The 15,724-nt window shown below is 70.7% G+C and carries 15 protein-coding genes; 6 read left to right on the plus strand and 9 right to left on the minus strand.

Annotation, left to right across the window (positions count from 1 at the left end):
* The first annotated feature begins 101 nt into the window (after positions 1 to 101).
* The gene (locus QSK39_RS24655; protein ID WP_285480196.1) at positions 102 to 1,538 is read left to right on the plus strand and encodes a FadR/GntR family transcriptional regulator; all 1,437 of its coding nucleotides are present in this window, start codon (positions 102 to 104) and stop codon (positions 1,536 to 1,538) included.
* A 256-nt stretch (positions 1,539 to 1,794) separates the two neighbouring features.
* Here QSK39_RS24655 and QSK39_RS24660 read toward each other — a convergent pair whose 3' ends face one another.
* Genes QSK39_RS24660 through QSK39_RS24675 form a run of 4 tightly spaced genes read right to left on the minus strand, consistent with a single transcriptional unit; the run spans position 1,795 to position 5,628 of the window.
* The gene (locus QSK39_RS24660) at positions 1,795 to 2,982 is read right to left on the minus strand and encodes an acyl-CoA dehydrogenase family protein (protein WP_285480197.1); all 1,188 of its coding nucleotides are present in this window, start codon (positions 2,980 to 2,982) and stop codon (positions 1,795 to 1,797) included.
* Between the two features lie 13 nt (positions 2,983 to 2,995).
* Positions 2,996 to 4,246, minus strand: a complete 1,251-nt coding sequence (locus QSK39_RS24665; protein WP_285480198.1) for an FAS1-like dehydratase domain-containing protein — start codon at positions 4,244 to 4,246, stop codon at positions 2,996 to 2,998.
* Positions 4,247 to 4,280: 34 nt separating this feature from the next.
* Positions 4,281 to 5,153, minus strand: coding sequence for an alpha/beta fold hydrolase (locus tag QSK39_RS24670; protein WP_285480199.1), 873 nt, complete (start codon positions 5,151 to 5,153; stop codon positions 4,281 to 4,283).
* A 1-nt stretch (position 5,154) separates the two neighbouring features.
* On the minus strand, positions 5,155 to 5,628 hold the full coding sequence (locus QSK39_RS24675) for a cupin domain-containing protein (RefSeq protein WP_285480200.1): 474 nt from the start codon (positions 5,626 to 5,628) through the stop codon (positions 5,155 to 5,157).
* Positions 5,629 to 5,756: 128 nt separating this feature from the next.
* Between QSK39_RS24675 and QSK39_RS24680 the strand changes: the two genes are divergently transcribed.
* On the plus strand, positions 5,757 to 6,215 hold the full coding sequence (locus QSK39_RS24680) for a cupin domain-containing protein (protein WP_285480201.1): 459 nt from the start codon (positions 5,757 to 5,759) through the stop codon (positions 6,213 to 6,215).
* A 12-nt stretch (positions 6,216 to 6,227) separates the two neighbouring features.
* Here QSK39_RS24680 and QSK39_RS24685 read toward each other — a convergent pair whose 3' ends face one another.
* The 3 genes from QSK39_RS24685 to QSK39_RS24695 all read right to left on the minus strand — a co-directional run bounded on the left by QSK39_RS24685 (position 6,228) and on the right by QSK39_RS24695 (position 9,207).
* Positions 6,228 to 7,073 carry an IclR family transcriptional regulator gene (locus QSK39_RS24685; RefSeq protein ID WP_285480202.1) on the minus strand — a complete coding sequence of 282 codons (846 nt, stop codon included), beginning with the start codon at positions 7,071 to 7,073 and terminating at the stop codon, positions 6,228 to 6,230.
* A 368-nt stretch (positions 7,074 to 7,441) separates the two neighbouring features.
* On the minus strand, positions 7,442 to 8,881 hold the full coding sequence (locus QSK39_RS24690) for an aromatic ring-hydroxylating oxygenase subunit alpha (protein WP_285480203.1): 1,440 nt from the start codon (positions 8,879 to 8,881) through the stop codon (positions 7,442 to 7,444).
* A 50-nt stretch (positions 8,882 to 8,931) separates the two neighbouring features.
* Complete coding sequence (locus tag QSK39_RS24695; protein ID WP_285480204.1) at positions 8,932 to 9,207, minus strand: ferredoxin; 276 nt, start codon at positions 9,205 to 9,207, stop codon at positions 8,932 to 8,934.
* A gap of 299 nt (positions 9,208 to 9,506) precedes the next feature.
* Here QSK39_RS24695 and QSK39_RS24700 point away from each other — a divergent pair, with 299 nt between their 5' ends.
* Positions 9,507 to 10,490, plus strand: coding sequence for an NAD(P)/FAD-dependent oxidoreductase (locus QSK39_RS24700; RefSeq protein WP_285480205.1), 984 nt, complete (start codon positions 9,507 to 9,509; stop codon positions 10,488 to 10,490).
* Between the two features lie 16 nt (positions 10,491 to 10,506).
* Here the strand turns inward: QSK39_RS24700 and QSK39_RS24710 are convergent, their stop codons facing one another.
* Together QSK39_RS24710 and QSK39_RS24715 are read right to left on the minus strand one after the other, a co-directional pair.
* Positions 10,507 to 11,343, minus strand: coding sequence for an FAD-binding protein (locus QSK39_RS24710; protein ID WP_502873304.1), 837 nt, complete (start codon positions 11,341 to 11,343; stop codon positions 10,507 to 10,509).
* A gap of 4 nt (positions 11,344 to 11,347) precedes the next feature.
* Positions 11,348 to 11,902, minus strand: a complete 555-nt coding sequence (locus tag QSK39_RS24715) for a VOC family protein (RefSeq protein WP_285480206.1) — start codon at positions 11,900 to 11,902, stop codon at positions 11,348 to 11,350.
* Between the two features lie 209 nt (positions 11,903 to 12,111).
* Between QSK39_RS24715 and QSK39_RS24720 the strand changes: the two genes are divergently transcribed.
* The 3 genes from QSK39_RS24720 (at position 12,112) to QSK39_RS24730 (ending at position 15,695) form a co-directional block, all read left to right on the plus strand.
* Complete coding sequence (locus QSK39_RS24720; RefSeq protein ID WP_285480207.1) at positions 12,112 to 13,767, plus strand: FAD-dependent oxidoreductase; 1,656 nt, start codon at positions 12,112 to 12,114, stop codon at positions 13,765 to 13,767.
* Between the two features lie 29 nt (positions 13,768 to 13,796).
* Positions 13,797 to 14,261, plus strand: a complete 465-nt coding sequence (locus tag QSK39_RS24725) for a nuclear transport factor 2 family protein (protein ID WP_285480208.1) — start codon at positions 13,797 to 13,799, stop codon at positions 14,259 to 14,261.
* Positions 14,262 to 14,330: 69 nt separating this feature from the next.
* Positions 14,331 to 15,695, plus strand: coding sequence for an MFS transporter (locus QSK39_RS24730; RefSeq protein WP_285480209.1), 1,365 nt, complete (start codon positions 14,331 to 14,333; stop codon positions 15,693 to 15,695).
* The last annotated feature ends 29 nt before the right edge of the window (positions 15,696 to 15,724 follow it).

The raw sequence follows: 15,724 nt of genomic DNA on the forward strand, positions 1-15,724 counted from the left end.
CGCACGGGCACCGCGTAAATACAGTACGCTCTTTCGAACCGGCCAAGCAGGAGGTTCGAGTTGGGCGACATGTCCTCTCCCGACCACGTCGTGGACCCGGAGTGACCGCGGGCCCGGTCGCGGCAGCGAAGGCGGACAGTCCCGAGGAGAAGCGGGCGGCGCGGATCGCCCGGTCGCTGGAGGACGAGATCATCGATCGCGGCTGGCCGGTCGGTGAGGTCCTCGGCTCGGAAACCGAGCTCCGCGAACGGTTCGGGGTGTCCCGCGCCGTGCTGCGCGAGGCGGTCCGGCTGGTGGAGCACCACCAGGTGGGCCGGATGCGGCGCGGACCCAACGGCGGGCTCGTGGTCGTCGCACCCGACGCCGGGCCCGCCACCCGCGCCCTGGTCATCTACCTGGAGTACCTCGGCACCAGCGTGGAGGACCTGCTGGCCGCGCGGCTGCTGCTGGAACCGCTCGCGGCCCGGCTGGCCGCCGAGGCGGTCACGGAGGAGGGCATCGACGCGCTCCGGGCCGGTCTCACGGACGAAGAGGCCGGCCTGGGCGCCGGCCCGGTCCGGGACGACGCCCTGCACACCCTGCTCGGCAAGCTCTCGGGCAATCCCGTGCTGGGGCTGTTCACCGACGTGCTCATCAGGCTGACCTACCGCTATGCACGCACCTCGCGGCGGACCTCCCCGGACTCCGTGCTCGCCGCCACCACGGACGCGCACAGCTGGCACCGCGGGATCATCGAAGCGGTCATCGCGGGAGACGCGTCGGCCGCCGAGACCCGGCTCATCGAGCACCTCGGTTCTGTCGAGGAGTGGCTGCTGACCCACCGCGTCCGCACGCCGCCGGGCCGCCGCAGCGGCCGCCCACCGGCGCCGGCCGAGGCCCACGGGCAGAAGCTGGCCGAGGTGATCGCCGAACGGATCCAGCTCGACATCGCCGACGACGGGTGGAAGGTCGGCTCGGTGTTCGGCTCGGAGACCGATCTCGTCGAGCGGTACGGGGTGTCGCGGGCCGCCCTGCGCGAGGCGGTCCGGCTGCTGGAGCACCACAGCGTGGCCCGCATGCGCCGCGGGCCCGGTGGCGGGCTGCTCGTGGAGGCCCCGGACCCGACCGCGAGCATCCGCACGATGGCGCTCTACCTGGACCACCAGAGCCTGACCGGGCAGGACCTGCGGCTCGTGCGCGAAGCGATCGAGCTGGGCTGCCTCGGCAACCTGGCCAAGGCACCCGACCTGGTGCCGGCGGCCGCCGGCCTGCTCGGCGCGGCGATAGACCGGGCCGCCGACGGAGGCGAATCCGGTGACGTCTTCCACGCGAAGCTGGCCGAGCTCGCCGGCAACCCGGTACTCGCCCTGTTCCTGCAGATCATCACCGAACTCTGGACCCGGCACAGCCGCGCGGAGCGGCCCGCGGACGCGGCGACCGGCGACGAAGTCCGCAGGGTGCACCAGGCGATCCTCGACGCGGTCCTCGCCGGCGACGCCGCACTGGCCCAGCACCGGATGCGCCGGCACCTGCAGGCCCTGACCGCTTGGTGGCAGTAGCTGCGCGAGTCGCGTAGCGGCCCGGCACGCGGGCATCGACCGCATGGCCGGTGACCGCCGCGCGGCCTCACCCGCGAGCCGCGGCAGCACCCACGACCCGCAGCCCGATGACCACCGCACGGTCTCACCCACGAATCACAGTACGAAACCGCCGCAGCCTCACCCACGACCCGTGGCCTCGGCGACCGCCGCGCGGACTCGGCGCGAGTCGCCTCCGCGCGGCGAATTCCGCACCCTCAATGCACGCTTCGCACCCTCAGCGCGGGTCGCGTGGCAACCCGAGCCCGCGCTCGGCCACCTGGTTGCGCAGCACCTCGTTCGCTCCGCCCGCGATCGTGTAAGCGCGCGAGTACAGGAACGCGTCCTGCCACCAGCCACCCGCGGGCACTGCCGGATCACCCTCGACGAGGATGCCGTCCGCACCCTGCATGGTGACCCCGTACTGGGCGAGATCGTGGTGGGTCTCGGAGAAGAAGATCTTGCCCAGCAGGGCGTCCACCGGGGCGTCGGTCCCCGCGGCCATGCGTGACTTCGCCATGGAGACCAGCGCGGTGTTGACGTGCACCCGCGTGGCGAGGGCGCCGACGGCCTGCCGGGTCGCCGAGTCCTCCAGGGCCGGCCGGCCGCCGACGGTCCGGTCCCGGGCCAGCTGGAGCAGGTCCGTCAGCACCGCGACCAGCTCGATGCCGCGGGCGGCCACGCCCGACCGCTCGTGCGCGAGACTGCTCATCGCCACCCGCCAGCCGCCGTCGACAGCACCGAGCACGTTGGCCGCCGGGATGCGGACACCGTCGAGGAAGACCTCGTTGAAGTCCGTGGTGCCGGTGATCTCGCGCAACGGCCGCACGCTGATCCCCGGGGTGTCCATGGCAACCGCGAAGGCCGTGATCCCCCGGTGCTTGGACGCCGACGGGTCGGTCCGGGCGAGCAGGTAGCCCATGTCCGCGTGGTGGCCGTTGGTGGTCCACACCTTCTGCCCGTCGACGACCCAGTGGTCGCCGTCGAGCCGGGCGCGGGTGCTCAGCGCGGCCAGGTCGCTCCCCGCGCCCGGTTCGCTGAACAGCTGGCACCAGATGTCCCGCCCGGCGCGGATGCGCGGCAGGAACCGGTCGCGCTGCTCGTCCGTGCCGTGCTCGATGATCGCCGCGGCGGCCAGCGTGGCGGCACCGATGGGCAGCCACGTGCGGGCCCGGGTGATCTCTTCGACGACGATGAACGGCTCCAGCGGGTGCGCGTCCGGCCGCCCGCCGTACCGCTGCGGCCAGTCGATCCCGAGATACCCGGCTTCGTACAGCGCGGCGGTCCACGCCCGGATCGCCGGCAGCTGCTCCTCCTCCGGTGCGCGCACGCCGGCCTTGGTCTTGATCCCCGGGGCGTTCTCTTCGACGAAGGCCCGCACCAGCTTGCGGAACGCTTCGAGCTCCACCGGCACATCCAGCCGCATGCTCTCTCCCCCGTCAGCCGACGCCGAAGCGCTCGAGCTCGTACTCGACCATGCCGTCGAGGTCCGCCGCGGGCGGCTCCGGCAGCACGACCTGGTGATCCCGCGTGGGCAGCAGCACCACGGCCGTACCGGGGGTGCTCACCTCGCCGCGCTGGTTCTCGCAGCGCACAGCCAGGTGCACCTCGTTGCGCCCGTCCACCTGGACCTTGTCCACGACCTCGCCCCGGACCCAGGTCAGGTCGCCGAGGTAGTTGAACTTGCGGTGCTCGCAGCGCAGCTTCCACAGCCACGCGTCGTCGCCCATCCAGTCGGTGACGAGGTGGGCCAGCCAGGTCTCGCGCATGCCGCCGTAGTCGTAGGAGTTCGGCAGGCCGAGTTCCTCGGCCCGCACCGGGTCCCAGTGCAGGCGCTGCACGGTGTCCGGGACGTTCAGCGGGTTGCGCGGGAACAGGCCGGGAGCCTTGCGCCGCACGTTCGCCAGCAGCCGGAAGGCCCCGGGCGGGGTGAGCTGCATGCCCCACCCCAGGTGCCAGACGACCACGTCCGTGGTCGTCAGCGGTCCTTTGGCGCGCTGCTGCAGTTCGTCGCCGATCCGCACGTCCTCGAAGTAGCGCGGCTCGGAACCGCGTCGCGTCTCGGCGGCGTAGGCCGCGTCGACCTCGGCGAGCACGTCGTCCGAGTAGGGTTCCTGGACCAGCTTTTCCTTGGCCCGCTTCTTCGAGGCATCCCGCTCGGCGTTGATCCACGTGCCGCGGCGCAGCGCCTGCAGCTCACCCGAACCGTTGATGTAGAGGAAGTCGTGCATGACGTGCACCGTGCGCCCGCCGAACCGGGACCTCTTGGGCTGCACGCCCACCTGCGTGCGCAGCTGCCGGCAGCGCTCGCCCAGGTGCAGCGGGCGCCACCACTCGAACTCCATCACCGCCTGGTACGAGCCCAGCCCGGCGAACGGGTCCCCCTTCAGCAGGGCCTTCGTTTCCGCGTCCGGCTCCGGCGCGGCGTCCTCCCCCATGGTGTAGAGGAAGGTGGGCGGGGCGATGAGGCCACCCCACCGGGTGCCCGCGGCGTAGCCCGGGTCGCAGTACAGCGGGTTGTCGTCCCCGTACCCGAACGCGAAGTGCCGGGTGCCGTCCTGGGTCACCTCGTAGTTGTGCGGCGGATTGGGCAGCCGCAAGGGAATGCCGAGGCGGCGGCGCGAACGCTCGATCGCGGCGTCGGTGAGCACACCGAAGGCTTCCGCCGCCTTGTCTTCGGTACTCGTCACCCGCGTTCTCCCGCCCCTCGGTCTTGGTGCCGCGTCACAGGATTTCGGGTGCTTTCACGTCCCGGAGCAGGTAGGCGAGCACCGTGCTCTCGAACTCGTCCTTGCGCTCGATCATGGCCCAGTGCCCGCAGTCGTGGAACACGTGCAGTTCGACCCGGGGAATGAGCCGCATCGGCACCAGCGCGCTGTCCAGCGGCGTGACCCGGTCGTCCCGGCCGAAGGTGATCAAGGTCGGCGCCTGGATCTTCGTGAGCAGGCCCACGGCGTCCGCGGCACCGGCGCTGCGGTTGCGCATCGCGGCGAGCGAACCGAAGTTGAACAGCTTCTTGACGTCGGCCAGCGCACCCGGGTCCGAAGCCGCCTGCCAGCGCATCTCGACGAACTCCTCCGTCAGGATCGCGGTGTCGTAGACCATGGACCTCATCCAGGCCATCAGCTTCTCGCGAGTCGGGTCCTCGACGAACTGCACGAGCAGCGTCATGCCTTCCGACGGCGACGGGCTGAAGATCGGCAGGCCGATACCGCCGATGGTGACCAGGCGGCTGACGCGCTCGGGCTGGGTGCCCGCCATCCGGGCGGCGATGTTGCCGCCCATCGAATTTCCCAGCACCGGCACCGATTCGAGCCCCAGCGCGTCGAGGAAGTCGACGACCGCGGGCAGCGCGGCCGGCATCGGGTTGGCGTCGGGCGAATAGCTCTTCCCGAAGCCGGGGAAGTCCAGCGCCAGCACGCGGAAGTGCTCGGCGAAGACCGGCAGGTTGCCGCTGTAGTTCGCCCAGGCGGAGACGCCGGGGCCGGAACCGTGCAGCAGCAGGAGGGGCGGGCCCTCCCCGGCCTCGTGGTAGTGCAGAGTCCCGCGCGGGGTCTCGACGGTTTTCGCGGTGCCGTCGTGCGTGAGTTCGGTCATGTCAGCGTCGCACCCATCCGAAGTCGTGCCAGTGGGTTTCCATTTGGGTGAACGGGACCGGCCACGTTTCGATGTAGGTGACCCCCTTCGAGCCCGCGGTCATCGTGTACGGCGTGCCCGCCCGGCTGACGAACACGTCCCCCGGGCCGACGTGCACGGTCTCGGGTTCGTCGTTGTCGTAGTGCTCGATGAAGTACTCGCCGTCGAGGACGAACAGCATCTCGTCGATGTTGTGGTGGTGCCGGGGCACCGTGAAGTCCGGGACGACCCGCAGCGGGTTGCGGTTGAAGCGCCCGACCTCGATCGGTTTCGTGGTCACGAGCATCGATTCGCCGAACGTGCGCGCGAAGTCGACGGGCGCGTCCGCGAGCATGCCGCCGTCGTTCCAGAAGTACCGGGGATGGTCTTGCTGACCTTCGAGCGGCATCGGAACCCAGTCCGAGTCCGCGACGAGATCGCCGAAGATGATGGTCACGCGGCGACGCTACGCGGACGCAGAACCCTCGTCAGGGCATGATTCCGTTCGGTGGGACAGAAAAACGGCGTTCCGTCCACCGGGACCGTCCGCTGACACCTACGGCGCCGCGGCGGGACAATCCCGCCGTGGCATTCGACGAATACAGTCTGATCGGCGACGAGGGCTGGCAGGACATGCCCCTCGACCTCACGCCTCGATACCTGTGGGCCGGCGGCGGGTTGCTGGCCGACGCCCCCGTCGACTTCGCGAAGACCTTCGGCACCAACATGAAGGTCTCCTCGAACGTCGACCGCTCGTTCAACATCAACGGGCTGCGCTGCACGCCGAACTTCGCGGTCCCCAGGCACCACCACAACCTCGACGAGCTCATCATCGTGTTCGCCGGCGAGTTCACGGTGCGCTGGGAGGAGGACGGCGAGGAGCTCAGCCGGACGATCGGCGCCGGCGGGTTCTGGGTCAGCCGCGCGGGCACGGCCTACCAGATGACGGCGGGTCCCGAGGGAGTCACCTACACCGAGTGCTGGCCGGAGCCGATGGCGAACCTGCTGACCTGGTGGCACGACGAGTGCTGGATCCACCGCTGAGTTCCCCGCCGGTCAGGCCTGGCCGCCGGCGCCGACGCTGAAGTTCGCGTTCCAGATCGCCGCCGCGGCACTGCGGACGGCGTCGGTGGCCGCGCTCCAGCGCATCCGCCCGGCGGGCCCGGTGACCGACACGGCCCCGATCGCCCGTCCCGAGCTTCGGATCGGCGCCGCGACGCACACCAGGTCCGCGTACGCCTCCCCGCGGTCGAGCGCCACGCCGGTCTCCCGGACCTTGCCCAGCTCCGTCCACAGCAGGTCCGGCTCGGTGATCGTGTGCCGGGTCTTCCGGGGCATCCGCGCGGAGATCACCTCCTGGGTGGCGTCGTCGTCGAATGCGACCATCGCCTTGCCCAGCGCGGTGCAGTAGGCGGGTTTGCGGCCGCCTCGACGGGTGGGCAGCGGCACCGGTCCCGTGACGATCCGTTCGAGGTACACGACATCGGTGTGATCCAGCACCGCGAGCTGCGCGGACAACCCGGTGCGGGCGGCCAGGACCTGCAGGTGCGGCAGCGCCGCGTCGGGAAGCCGGTTGCCGCCCAAGGCGAGGCTGCCCAGCTCGAACAGCCGCATCCCGATCCGGTACCCGCCGGACTCCCGCTCGACCCAGCCGACCCCGCGAAGCTGGTCCGCCAGCCGGTGCAAAGTGGATTTGGGGAGCCCGGTGCGCTCGCTCAGCGCGCCGAGGGTGAGTACGCGCGGGCCGCCGTCGAAGGCTTCCATGATGCTGGCGATCCGCCCCATCACCGTGCGCTCCGCGGCACTGTCCCGTTTGGATCGCGGCTCGTGCTGGTCGTTGTCACCCGCGGACTCGGCCGCTTCGCGAAGTCCGCTCCACGAATTCGTGACGCGCGAAGACATGGCTGCCACCTTTCCCTCCGGGCTTCATCGCCCGAGGGCGCACCCACCCGGACCGGTCATGGCGCCGGCCGGCGGGACGTGGTGACGCGAGTGGCGCCACGGCGGGCCGGTGGTGGTCGGCGGACCGGCCCGGATGAGTCGTCCTCGTCCGGGCTGTGCACCGGGGAGCGGCCGGACCGTTCCCCGCGTGTCGCCAGCGTCACATCGCCACCTACAGGTGTCAAGGGATGAGGCCACTCTTTTACCTTCAGGAGGGCTTCTGACGACGTTTTCGATCCTGATGAATACCCTTAACCTCGGCATAACGAAGGCCCCGGCCGGGAGGGCATCACCCTCCCGGCCGGGGCCCGGTCGTTTTCGCGCCCGGCTCAGGTCCAGATGAACCGGTCCGCCACCCGGTGGTGGTTGTAGACCGTCATCTCCTGGTCCTCGCTGAGCCGGTGGCCGTCGAAGCTCGGCGAATGCATCCCGACGGTCACTTCCTTGGAGTTCATCAGGTCCTGGGTGAAGACCTCACCGAGGCCCGCCTCCCGGAAGTCCTCGAAGATCTGCGGCTCGTGGTCCCGCTTCTTGCCGTAGTCCTCGACCGGAACGGCGTCCAGGGCGAAGATCTCGAACAGGCAGCTGTCCGGGTCCAGGCCGTTGGGCCGGGAGCGGTACATGAACGACGAGCCCTGGTTCGGCAGCAGGATGGTGTTCGGGAAGACGTTCCACGCCGTCCCCGCCTCCGCCCACTGCTCCGGGGTGATGTCGTTCCACGCGTAGCCCTCGGTCTCGACGATCTCCCGGTACAGGCCCATGAACACCTGGCCGGCCGTGGCCCCCTCGGGGATCTCCGCGGTCTTGAGCGCCTCGGCTGCCCGGTGGCTCCGGTCGTTCTCCAGGCCCTTCATGTCCTCGAAGATGTACTGGACGCTGAGCGCGAACGCCTCACGCGGGTCGGTCACCCCGTACGACTGCTGCTTGCCCGGGTCCTTGACCTTGTTGCCCGCGTTCGTGTCGATCTTCTTCTGGCCGACGCTGGAGTAGTGCGCGTGCCGCTCGTAGGTCGTCGTCGGCGACCAGGTGCGATTCTCCAGCTCCTTCATCGACGCGATGTTGGTGTTGGTCTTGTCCAGCCGGTAGAGCTGCGGATGGGTGCCGGCCACGTGGTAGGCCTCGAGGAACCCGTCCAGCGCGGTCTTCCAGTTGCAGGGCAGGATCACGCCCTTCTGCCACTTGATCCGCATGTTCTCGTAGTGGAACGGCTCGAAGATGCGTGCGATGGGGTCGAGGTAGTCCAGCAGCGGCGCGGCGCCGGGGTCCATGTTCACGAACACGAACCCGCCCCACACTTCCGCGCGGACCCGCACCAGGCCCAGGTCCTCGTCCGACCGCGGGACGAACTCCTCCCGGTCCAGCACGAGCCGGATGGAGCCGTCGAGGTTCCATCGCCAGCCGTGGAACGGGCAGATCAGGGACCCGACGCGGCCGCGCCCCTTCGCCAGCCGGGTGCCGCGGTGGCGGCAGGAGTTGAAGTAGGCACTGATGGCCGTGCGGGACTCCCGCACGACGATGATCGAGTGCGCGCCGATCTCGTACTCGACGTAGCTGCCGACACCGGGCAGTTCCTCTTCGCGGCAGGCTATCTGCCAGGTGCGCGAGAACATCTTCTCGAGCTCGAGCCTGAGGAAGTCCGGATCGAGGTACCGGGCCTTCGGGACGAAGGCCCGGGCGAGCCGGTACTTCTCCGGCACCTCGTCCGGGGGAACGTCACCCGCGAACCACGGGGTCTTTCCGGTCAGCTTGGGTTCGAGGACCGCGGACACCGCAACCACTACTCCTGTCTTCTGCGAAGGGGACGAACCATGGGGACCGCTCAGGCGTCGGGGCCGGCGATCTCGACACCGTCCGAGCGCCGCACCACGTGGATGCAGTTGCCCGGGCAGCCGTCGGCCGCGTCGATCACGTCGAGCCGCAGCGACGCGGGCACATCGGCCTGCTCACCGTCGGTGAGCAGGTCGCCCTCCGCCTCTTTTTTCACGTAGGCGAGGCCGTCCTCGCCGAACTGGAACACATCGGGGGCGAACTGCACGCAGAGGCCGTCCCCCGTGCAGAGTTTCTGTTCGATCCACGCCCGGACGTCGTCGCTCATGCGTTACCTCCCTCTCGCCAGGACGGCCGCCGCGATCCGTTCGAGACATCTGCGAAGCCGGCCGGCGGCGCGGTCGTGTTCCCGGCACCGGTCGCGATCGACTCTCCCCGCGCCCTGCGAGCAGGTCCACCACACATCCCGGTGGGCGGAATACCGCGTCACGGCCACGGGAGCGGCACCGTGGCGGACCGCAAATACCGTCCCACTGAGCGATGCGGCGGGCGGACAGGGCCCGGCGAGCCCCCTAGCTTCGGGCTACTCCCACCCGTCCACCACGAAAACACGCCAGGAGACCGCCCGTGGCCGAGACCGTGACCACCGACATCCTCATCGTGGGCGCCGGCCCGACCGGGCTCTACGGGGCCTACTGCGCCGGGTTCCGCGGGCTCGGCACCGTGCTCGTGGACGCGCTCCCCCAAGTCGGCGGCCAGATCACGGCGTTGTACCCGGAGAAGGAGATCCGCGACATAGCGGGAATCCCGGCCTCCCGCGGCCGCGAGGTGGTCGCGACGCTGAAGACGCAGGCGGACTCCTACGGCCCGGTCTACCTCCTGGGCCGACAAGCGGTCGGACTCGACCGGTCTGCCGACGGCCGGCTGCGGGTGACCCTGTCCGACGCCACCGTGATCGACGCGGGGGCCGTCGTCCTGACCGCGGGGATCGGCACCTTCACCCCGCGCACCCTGCCCGCGGGCGAAGAGTTCCTCGACCGCGGGCTGAGCTACTTCGTCCCGGACCCCACGGTGTACGCCGACCGCGACGTGCTCGTGGTCGGTGGCGGGGACAGCGCCGTCGACTGGACCCTGGCCCTGCACCCGATCGCGCGCTCGGTGACCCTGGTCCACCGGCGCTCGACCTTCCGCGCGCACGCGGCGAGCGTGCGGGAGGTGCACGAGTGCGGTGCCACGATCGTCACCGGCGCCCAGGTCGCGGCCCTGCTCGGGAACGGCCGGCTGCGCGAAGCGCACCTGCGGGTCGATGGCGAGGAGCAGGCGCGGGTCGTCAAGGTCGACGCCGTGGTCGCGGCCCTCGGGTTCATCTCCAACCTGGGTCCGCTCCTGGAGTGGGGCATCGAGCTGGACCGGCGGGCGATCGTGGTCGACACCCGGATGCGGACCACCCTCGACCGGGTCTACGCCGCCGGCGACGTCACGACCTACCCCGGCAAGATCAAGCTGATGTCCGTGGGCTTCGGTGAGGTCGCGACGGCGATCAACAACGCGGCCGTGGCCATGGACCCGGGGCTTTCGCTCTTCCCCGGGCACTCGACGGACTCCGCCTGAGCCACGCCGCCCGGCGTCAGCTCCGGGCCAGGTCCAAGATCGCGAGGTGGGCGAACGCGGCCGCGCGGCCGAAACGCACATCCGGGCGCTCGGCGTCGTCGCCGGCCGCCATGGCGTCTCCCGTGGCGTACAGGCCCGGGACGACCGTGCCGTCCGGGCGCAGCACGCGCGCTCGCTCGTCGGTGCGCAGGCCGCCCTTCGTGCCCTGATCGGCACCTGCGCCGACCGCGGCGAACCCCGGATCCTCGGTCAGCAGCACGCCGCGTCCGGCCCGGATGGTGGCGCCGCCCCGGGTCGTCACCCCGCGGACCCCGGACGGCTCCACGACGAGTGCCTCGACCGCGGTGTCGACCCGGACCGCGCCCCAGCCGGTCTCGAGGTAGGCGAGCAGCATCCGGCCCACGAACGCCTGCTCGCCGCGCATGACCGGGGCGATCCCGGTCCCCCAGCCTTCGCTGTCGAGCGGTGGGCGGATCAGCGCGACGAGGTTGCCCAGCGCGGCCCACAGCAGGTCCGGCCCGGCGACGGTCCGCCCGCCGGATGCCGGCCCGGCGCGGTCCTGGAACGAAGGGAACCAGTGGGTCTCCTGCAGTTCCTCGATCAGCTGGGGAGCCGTTCGAGCCCAGGCGTCGCGCAACGGCACCGGGACGTCCTCCCCAGCTGCGCCGTCGAAGCCGGACCCGTCCGCACCGGGCAGCCAGAGCGTCCCGTCCGAGGCGCCGGGCGGTCCGCCGAGCTGCTCGCTCCGCTCGACGACCACGGTCCGCAGTCCGCGCGCGGCCGCGGCGAAAGCGCCTACCAAGCCGGCACCGGAACCGACGACCACCACGTCCACGGTGTCCACAGTGTCCACGGGCTCAGGCCGGCGTCCGGTTCGAGGCCGCTTCGAGCGCCGCGAACCGCCCCGCGCTCGCTTCGTCCAGCTGCATGACTTCGACGTAGTGGCCCATCTCCGCGCGCATGTCCAGGTAGCCCATCCGGATCCCGGCGGTCTCGCCGTACTGCGCCCACGACCGGCCCGACGCCCGGACCACGTCGGTGGCCTCGTCGAAGTCGTCGACGCGGTAGCCGAGGTGGTGCAGCGTGATCGGCGCGCCCGGGCGCACCGGCTCGCGGTAGAGGTCGACCGCCCCGCTGACCGGCTTGATCACCTCGATGTTCGTGGCGCCGGCGTTGACCAGCAGGGCGTCGATCACCCATTCGCTCGCCGGCTTGCCGTCCACCACGACCCAGGTCGAACCGGGCTCGCCGCCCATCGACGGCGGCAGCCCGCCGCCCATCGAGGAGCCGTGGTGCACCCGGCACTCGACCGTGCCCAACCGCGACTGGAGGTAGGTCGCGGCGGCGTCGATGTCGTCGGTGACGTAGCCGAGCTGAAGGAAGTGCCGGAAGAGATCGCTCAGGGCCCGCACTGCTCTCCCTAGATCGTTGAGACCGGCGGCGTCCACCGCCGGGGTAGGACGACTCTCCCCTTGCCCGGCAACCGGATCCAGCACACATCCCGGGCAGCGGAACGGGTTCTCGGGCCACCGTCCCGGCCATCGGAATCGGCGCTTCCTCGGCCGCCTGCTGTCCACGACGATCCCGGATACCTACCGTCGAATGGTCTCGGGAGAGTGCTGTGCCGGATACCGGAGAAGCGAGCTGGGACGAGGTGCACGACGTCGTCGTCGTCGGCAGTGGCGGGGGCGCGCTGACCTCGGCGCTGCTCGCGGCCCACGGCGGCGCGAGCGTTCTGGTCGTGGAGAAGGACGAGTTCATCGGCGGCACCACCGCGGTGTCCGGCGGCGACATGTGGATCCCGAACAGCAGGCACGTCCGGGACCGGGACTCCCGCGAGGACGCGATCGCCTACGTCACCCGGCTTTCGGACGGGCGCGCCAGCGACCCGTCGCTGATCGAGGTCTACGTGGACACCGGCCCCGAGGCCCTCGAGTACCTCGAAGCGCACACCGGACTCGACACGGAACCGCACATCGGGCTGGACGACTACTACTCGGTCATCGGGGATCGCATCCCCGGCGTCCGGCCGTTCCCCCGCTCGGTCTCGATCAAGCCGTTCCCCGCCGGCCCCGAGCTCGGCCTGGACCTCGCCCGAAAGATCAACAAGGGCCCGTGGGTGCCTCCGGTGGAGATCAGCTTCCCGGAGTCCCGGCGAGGCGGGATCAGCGCCGAAGAACTGGCGAAGCGGGAAAAGGAGGTGTGGCGGGCCAAAGGCGGCGGCCTGATCGCGGCCCTGCTCAAGGGCCTGGTCGACGCCGGCGTCGAGGTCCGCACCGAAACCCCGGGCGAAAAGCTGGTGACCGACGCCGACGGCGCGGTCATCGGGCTGGTGGCCGGCGGCCGGCGCATCGGCGCGCGCAAGGGCGTCGTGCTCGCCTGCGGCGGCTTCGAATGGAACAAGGAGATGGTCAAGACCTTCATCGGCTACGAAGTCAAGCCGATGACGCCCTGGTCGAACACCGGCGACGGGCACCTGATGGCCATGGAGGCCGGCGCGAAACTCGGCTCCATGACGACGTTCTTCAGCTACGGCGTCGTCTACGAGCCGTGGCAGAAGGGCCGAGACGGCAACCCGCTGCCGCAGATGATCATGGGCCTCGGCGCCGGCTCGATCATCGTGAACCAGCACGGCAACCGGTTCATGCACGGCGGCTACACCTACAACGACTTCTCGCACCCCTTCAACAGCTTCGACCAGCGCAACCCGGGCTTCACCAACAAGCCGCCAGCGTGGATCGTCTTCGGTGCCGAGCACTTCGAGAAGGGCATCTTGGGCTCGAAGCCCGGGATCGAACTCAACCTGACCGGACCGGGCGGCGAGGAGCCGCCGGAGTGGCTGGTGGAGGCCGGCTCCATCCGCGAACTCGCCGAAAAGACCGGGATCGACCCGGAAGCCCTGCTGGCCACAGTGGACCACTACAACGAGTTCGCCGAGAAAGGCGAGGACCCCGACTGGGCCGACCCGCTGCAGACCCACGTGCTCACCGGACCGGATTCGGTGCACATCAAGCCGATCACGGGCCCCCGCTACGGCGCGATCCAGCAGTGGCCGGGCACGATCGGGACCAACGGCGGCCTGCGGATCGACGCCGACGCCCGGGTCCTGGGCAACCGTGTCCCGATCATCGACGGGCTCTACGCGGCGGGCAACACCTCGGCGTCCGTGCTCGGCGGGACCTACCCGGGCGGTGGCGGCTGCGTCGGCCCGAGCGTGGTGATGGGCTACCGGGCGGGACGGCACGTGGCTGCGCAGCCCTCCCGTCCAATCGGCTGACCCCCTCCGACCAGGAAAGAGCCGCCCCGATGAACCTCGACGCCGTCGCACTGGCGGCCCTGCGCCTGCAGAACGGGTACGCGCTGGCCATCGACACCCGGGACTGGGACTACTTCCGGACCCTGTTCACCCCCGATGTCCTCGCCTGCTACCCCAACCGGGACTACCACGGGCTGGACGACTGGCTCGGCGACTTCGTCCCGTTCCACGACCGCTGCGGCTGGACGGCGCACGTCATGACGAACCACGTCGTCGGCGGCGACGACGGCGGAATCTGGGCGACGTGCTACGGCCAGGTCCAGTGGACCCACGCCGACCAGCCCGGGCACATCAGCCGGACAACGGCCCTGTACCGGGACCGCCTCGTCCACGACGGCGACGGCTGGCGCATCGCCCAGCGCAGGCTGGATCTCCTGCTCCGCGAGCCGGAGACGCCGATCCCGCCGTCGGTCAGCCTCCCGAACTCCGTCGAAAAGCTCACCGGCCGGCTCTGAAGCCGGTACCAGACAACCAAGCCCGGCCACGGTTCGGGGACGCGCATCGACTCGACGAGGAGTGGCCACGTGGAGACACGACCCGCCGGCAACCGCGAACGCAAGCACCCCAAGGAACCCGTGCCGCCCGCCGCGCGGCGGGCGGCACTCGCCGGAGGCGTGGGCACGTTCATCGAGTACTACGACTACCTCCTGTTCAGCGTCCTGACCGTCTACATAGCACCGTTGTTCTTCCCGTCGGGCGATCCCGCCGCGTCGGTCCTCGCCGGGCTCGCCGTCTACGGCGCCGGGTTCGTGGCCAAGCCGATCGGCGCCATCGTCTTCGGGCGCATGGGCGACCGCCGGGGCCGCCGCCAGACGCTGCTGCTGACGGTCGTCTTGATGGGCGTCACCACCAGCCTGATCGCCGTGTTGCCGACCCACGCGTCGATCGGGATCGCCGCCCCGATCCTGCTGGTGGTACTGCGAGTGCTGCAGGGCGCGTCGAGCGGGGCCGAACTGCAGGGGGCGGTGACCTACGTGCTGGAATCCGCGCCGAAGTCGCGCCGGGCCGGGCTGGCCTCGATGGTCAACCTCGGGACGGGTCTCGGCGGCGCCTCGGGCGCGTTCACCGCCGCCGTCATCGGGATGACGGTCTCGCCGCAGACCATGCTCACCTGGGGGTGGCGCGTCCCCTTCCTGGTCGCCATCCCGCTGACGGTCCTCGCCTTCATGGTCCGCAAGCGCCTCGAAGACTCCCCGGACTTCGCCGAACTCGTGCAGCGCAACCAGATCGCCCGATCGCCGGTGAAGGACACGTTCGTCACCCACCGCCGGATCCTGCTCATCGCCATCCTCGTGGCCCTGGCCTACGCGATGTTCGGCGGGCTGCTCGGCTGGCTCGTGCCCTACCTGACGGGTCTGCGCCGGCTCGACCCCGCACCGATTTTCCTCACCTACGCGATCGGCCAGGCGCTGGGCAACGTGGTGGTGCCCACGATCGGCCGGCTCACGGACCGCTTCGGCCACCGCGGGATGATCATCGCCGCGTTCCTGGTGTCGCTCCTGCTGATGGTCCCGATCCTCGCCGTCCTCGGCGGTGCGACCTCGCCGCTGTTCCTCGGCATCGCCATCACGCTCTTCATCGCGTTGATCGCGGGCTCGGGGGTCGCCATCTACACCTACATCGCCGAAGTGTTCCCGGTGTCCGCCCGCTTCACGGGATCGAACATCGGCACCCAGCTCGCCACGGCGGTCGGCGGTGGGACGGCGCCCCTGATCGCCAGCACGCTCGTGCTCGCGCTGGGCTCGGTGTTCGCGCCTCTGCTGGTCCTGGGTGCCGCGGCGCTCATCGGCGTGACCGCGGTCCTCGTCGCACCACGGTTCCTGGCCGGCTCCGAGTCACCTCTGTACGGCCGCGCGCCGCAGGCGACGACGACGGCCGCGCGGGTGTAGCCGCCGGGTGCCCCGAGATCCCCGGGGCA

Origin of the sequence: Amycolatopsis sp. NBRC 101858 (genome assembly GCF_030269325.1) — a bacterium.
In the GTDB taxonomy this organism is placed as follows: domain Bacteria; phylum Actinomycetota; class Actinomycetes; order Mycobacteriales; family Pseudonocardiaceae; genus Amycolatopsis; species Amycolatopsis ponsaeliensis.

Bases quoted from the DNA above. Each gene is read 5' to 3' on its own strand.
- QSK39_RS24660 (WP_285480197.1), bottom strand. From the start codon at position 2,982: ATGCGGCTGGATGTGCCGGTGGAGCTCGAAGCGTTCCGCAAGCTGGTG.
- QSK39_RS24670 (WP_285480199.1), bottom strand. From the start codon at position 5,153: ATGACCGAACTCACGCACGACGGCACCGCGAAAACCGTCGAGACCCCG.
- QSK39_RS24685 (WP_285480202.1), bottom strand. From the start codon at position 7,073: ATGTCTTCGCGCGTCACGAATTCGTGGAGCGGACTTCGCGAAGCGGCC.
- QSK39_RS24695 (WP_285480204.1), bottom strand. From the start codon at position 9,207: ATGAGCGACGACGTCCGGGCGTGGATCGAACAGAAACTCTGCACGGGG.
- QSK39_RS24725 (WP_285480208.1), top strand. From the start codon at position 13,797: ATGAACCTCGACGCCGTCGCACTGGCGGCCCTGCGCCTGCAGAACGGG.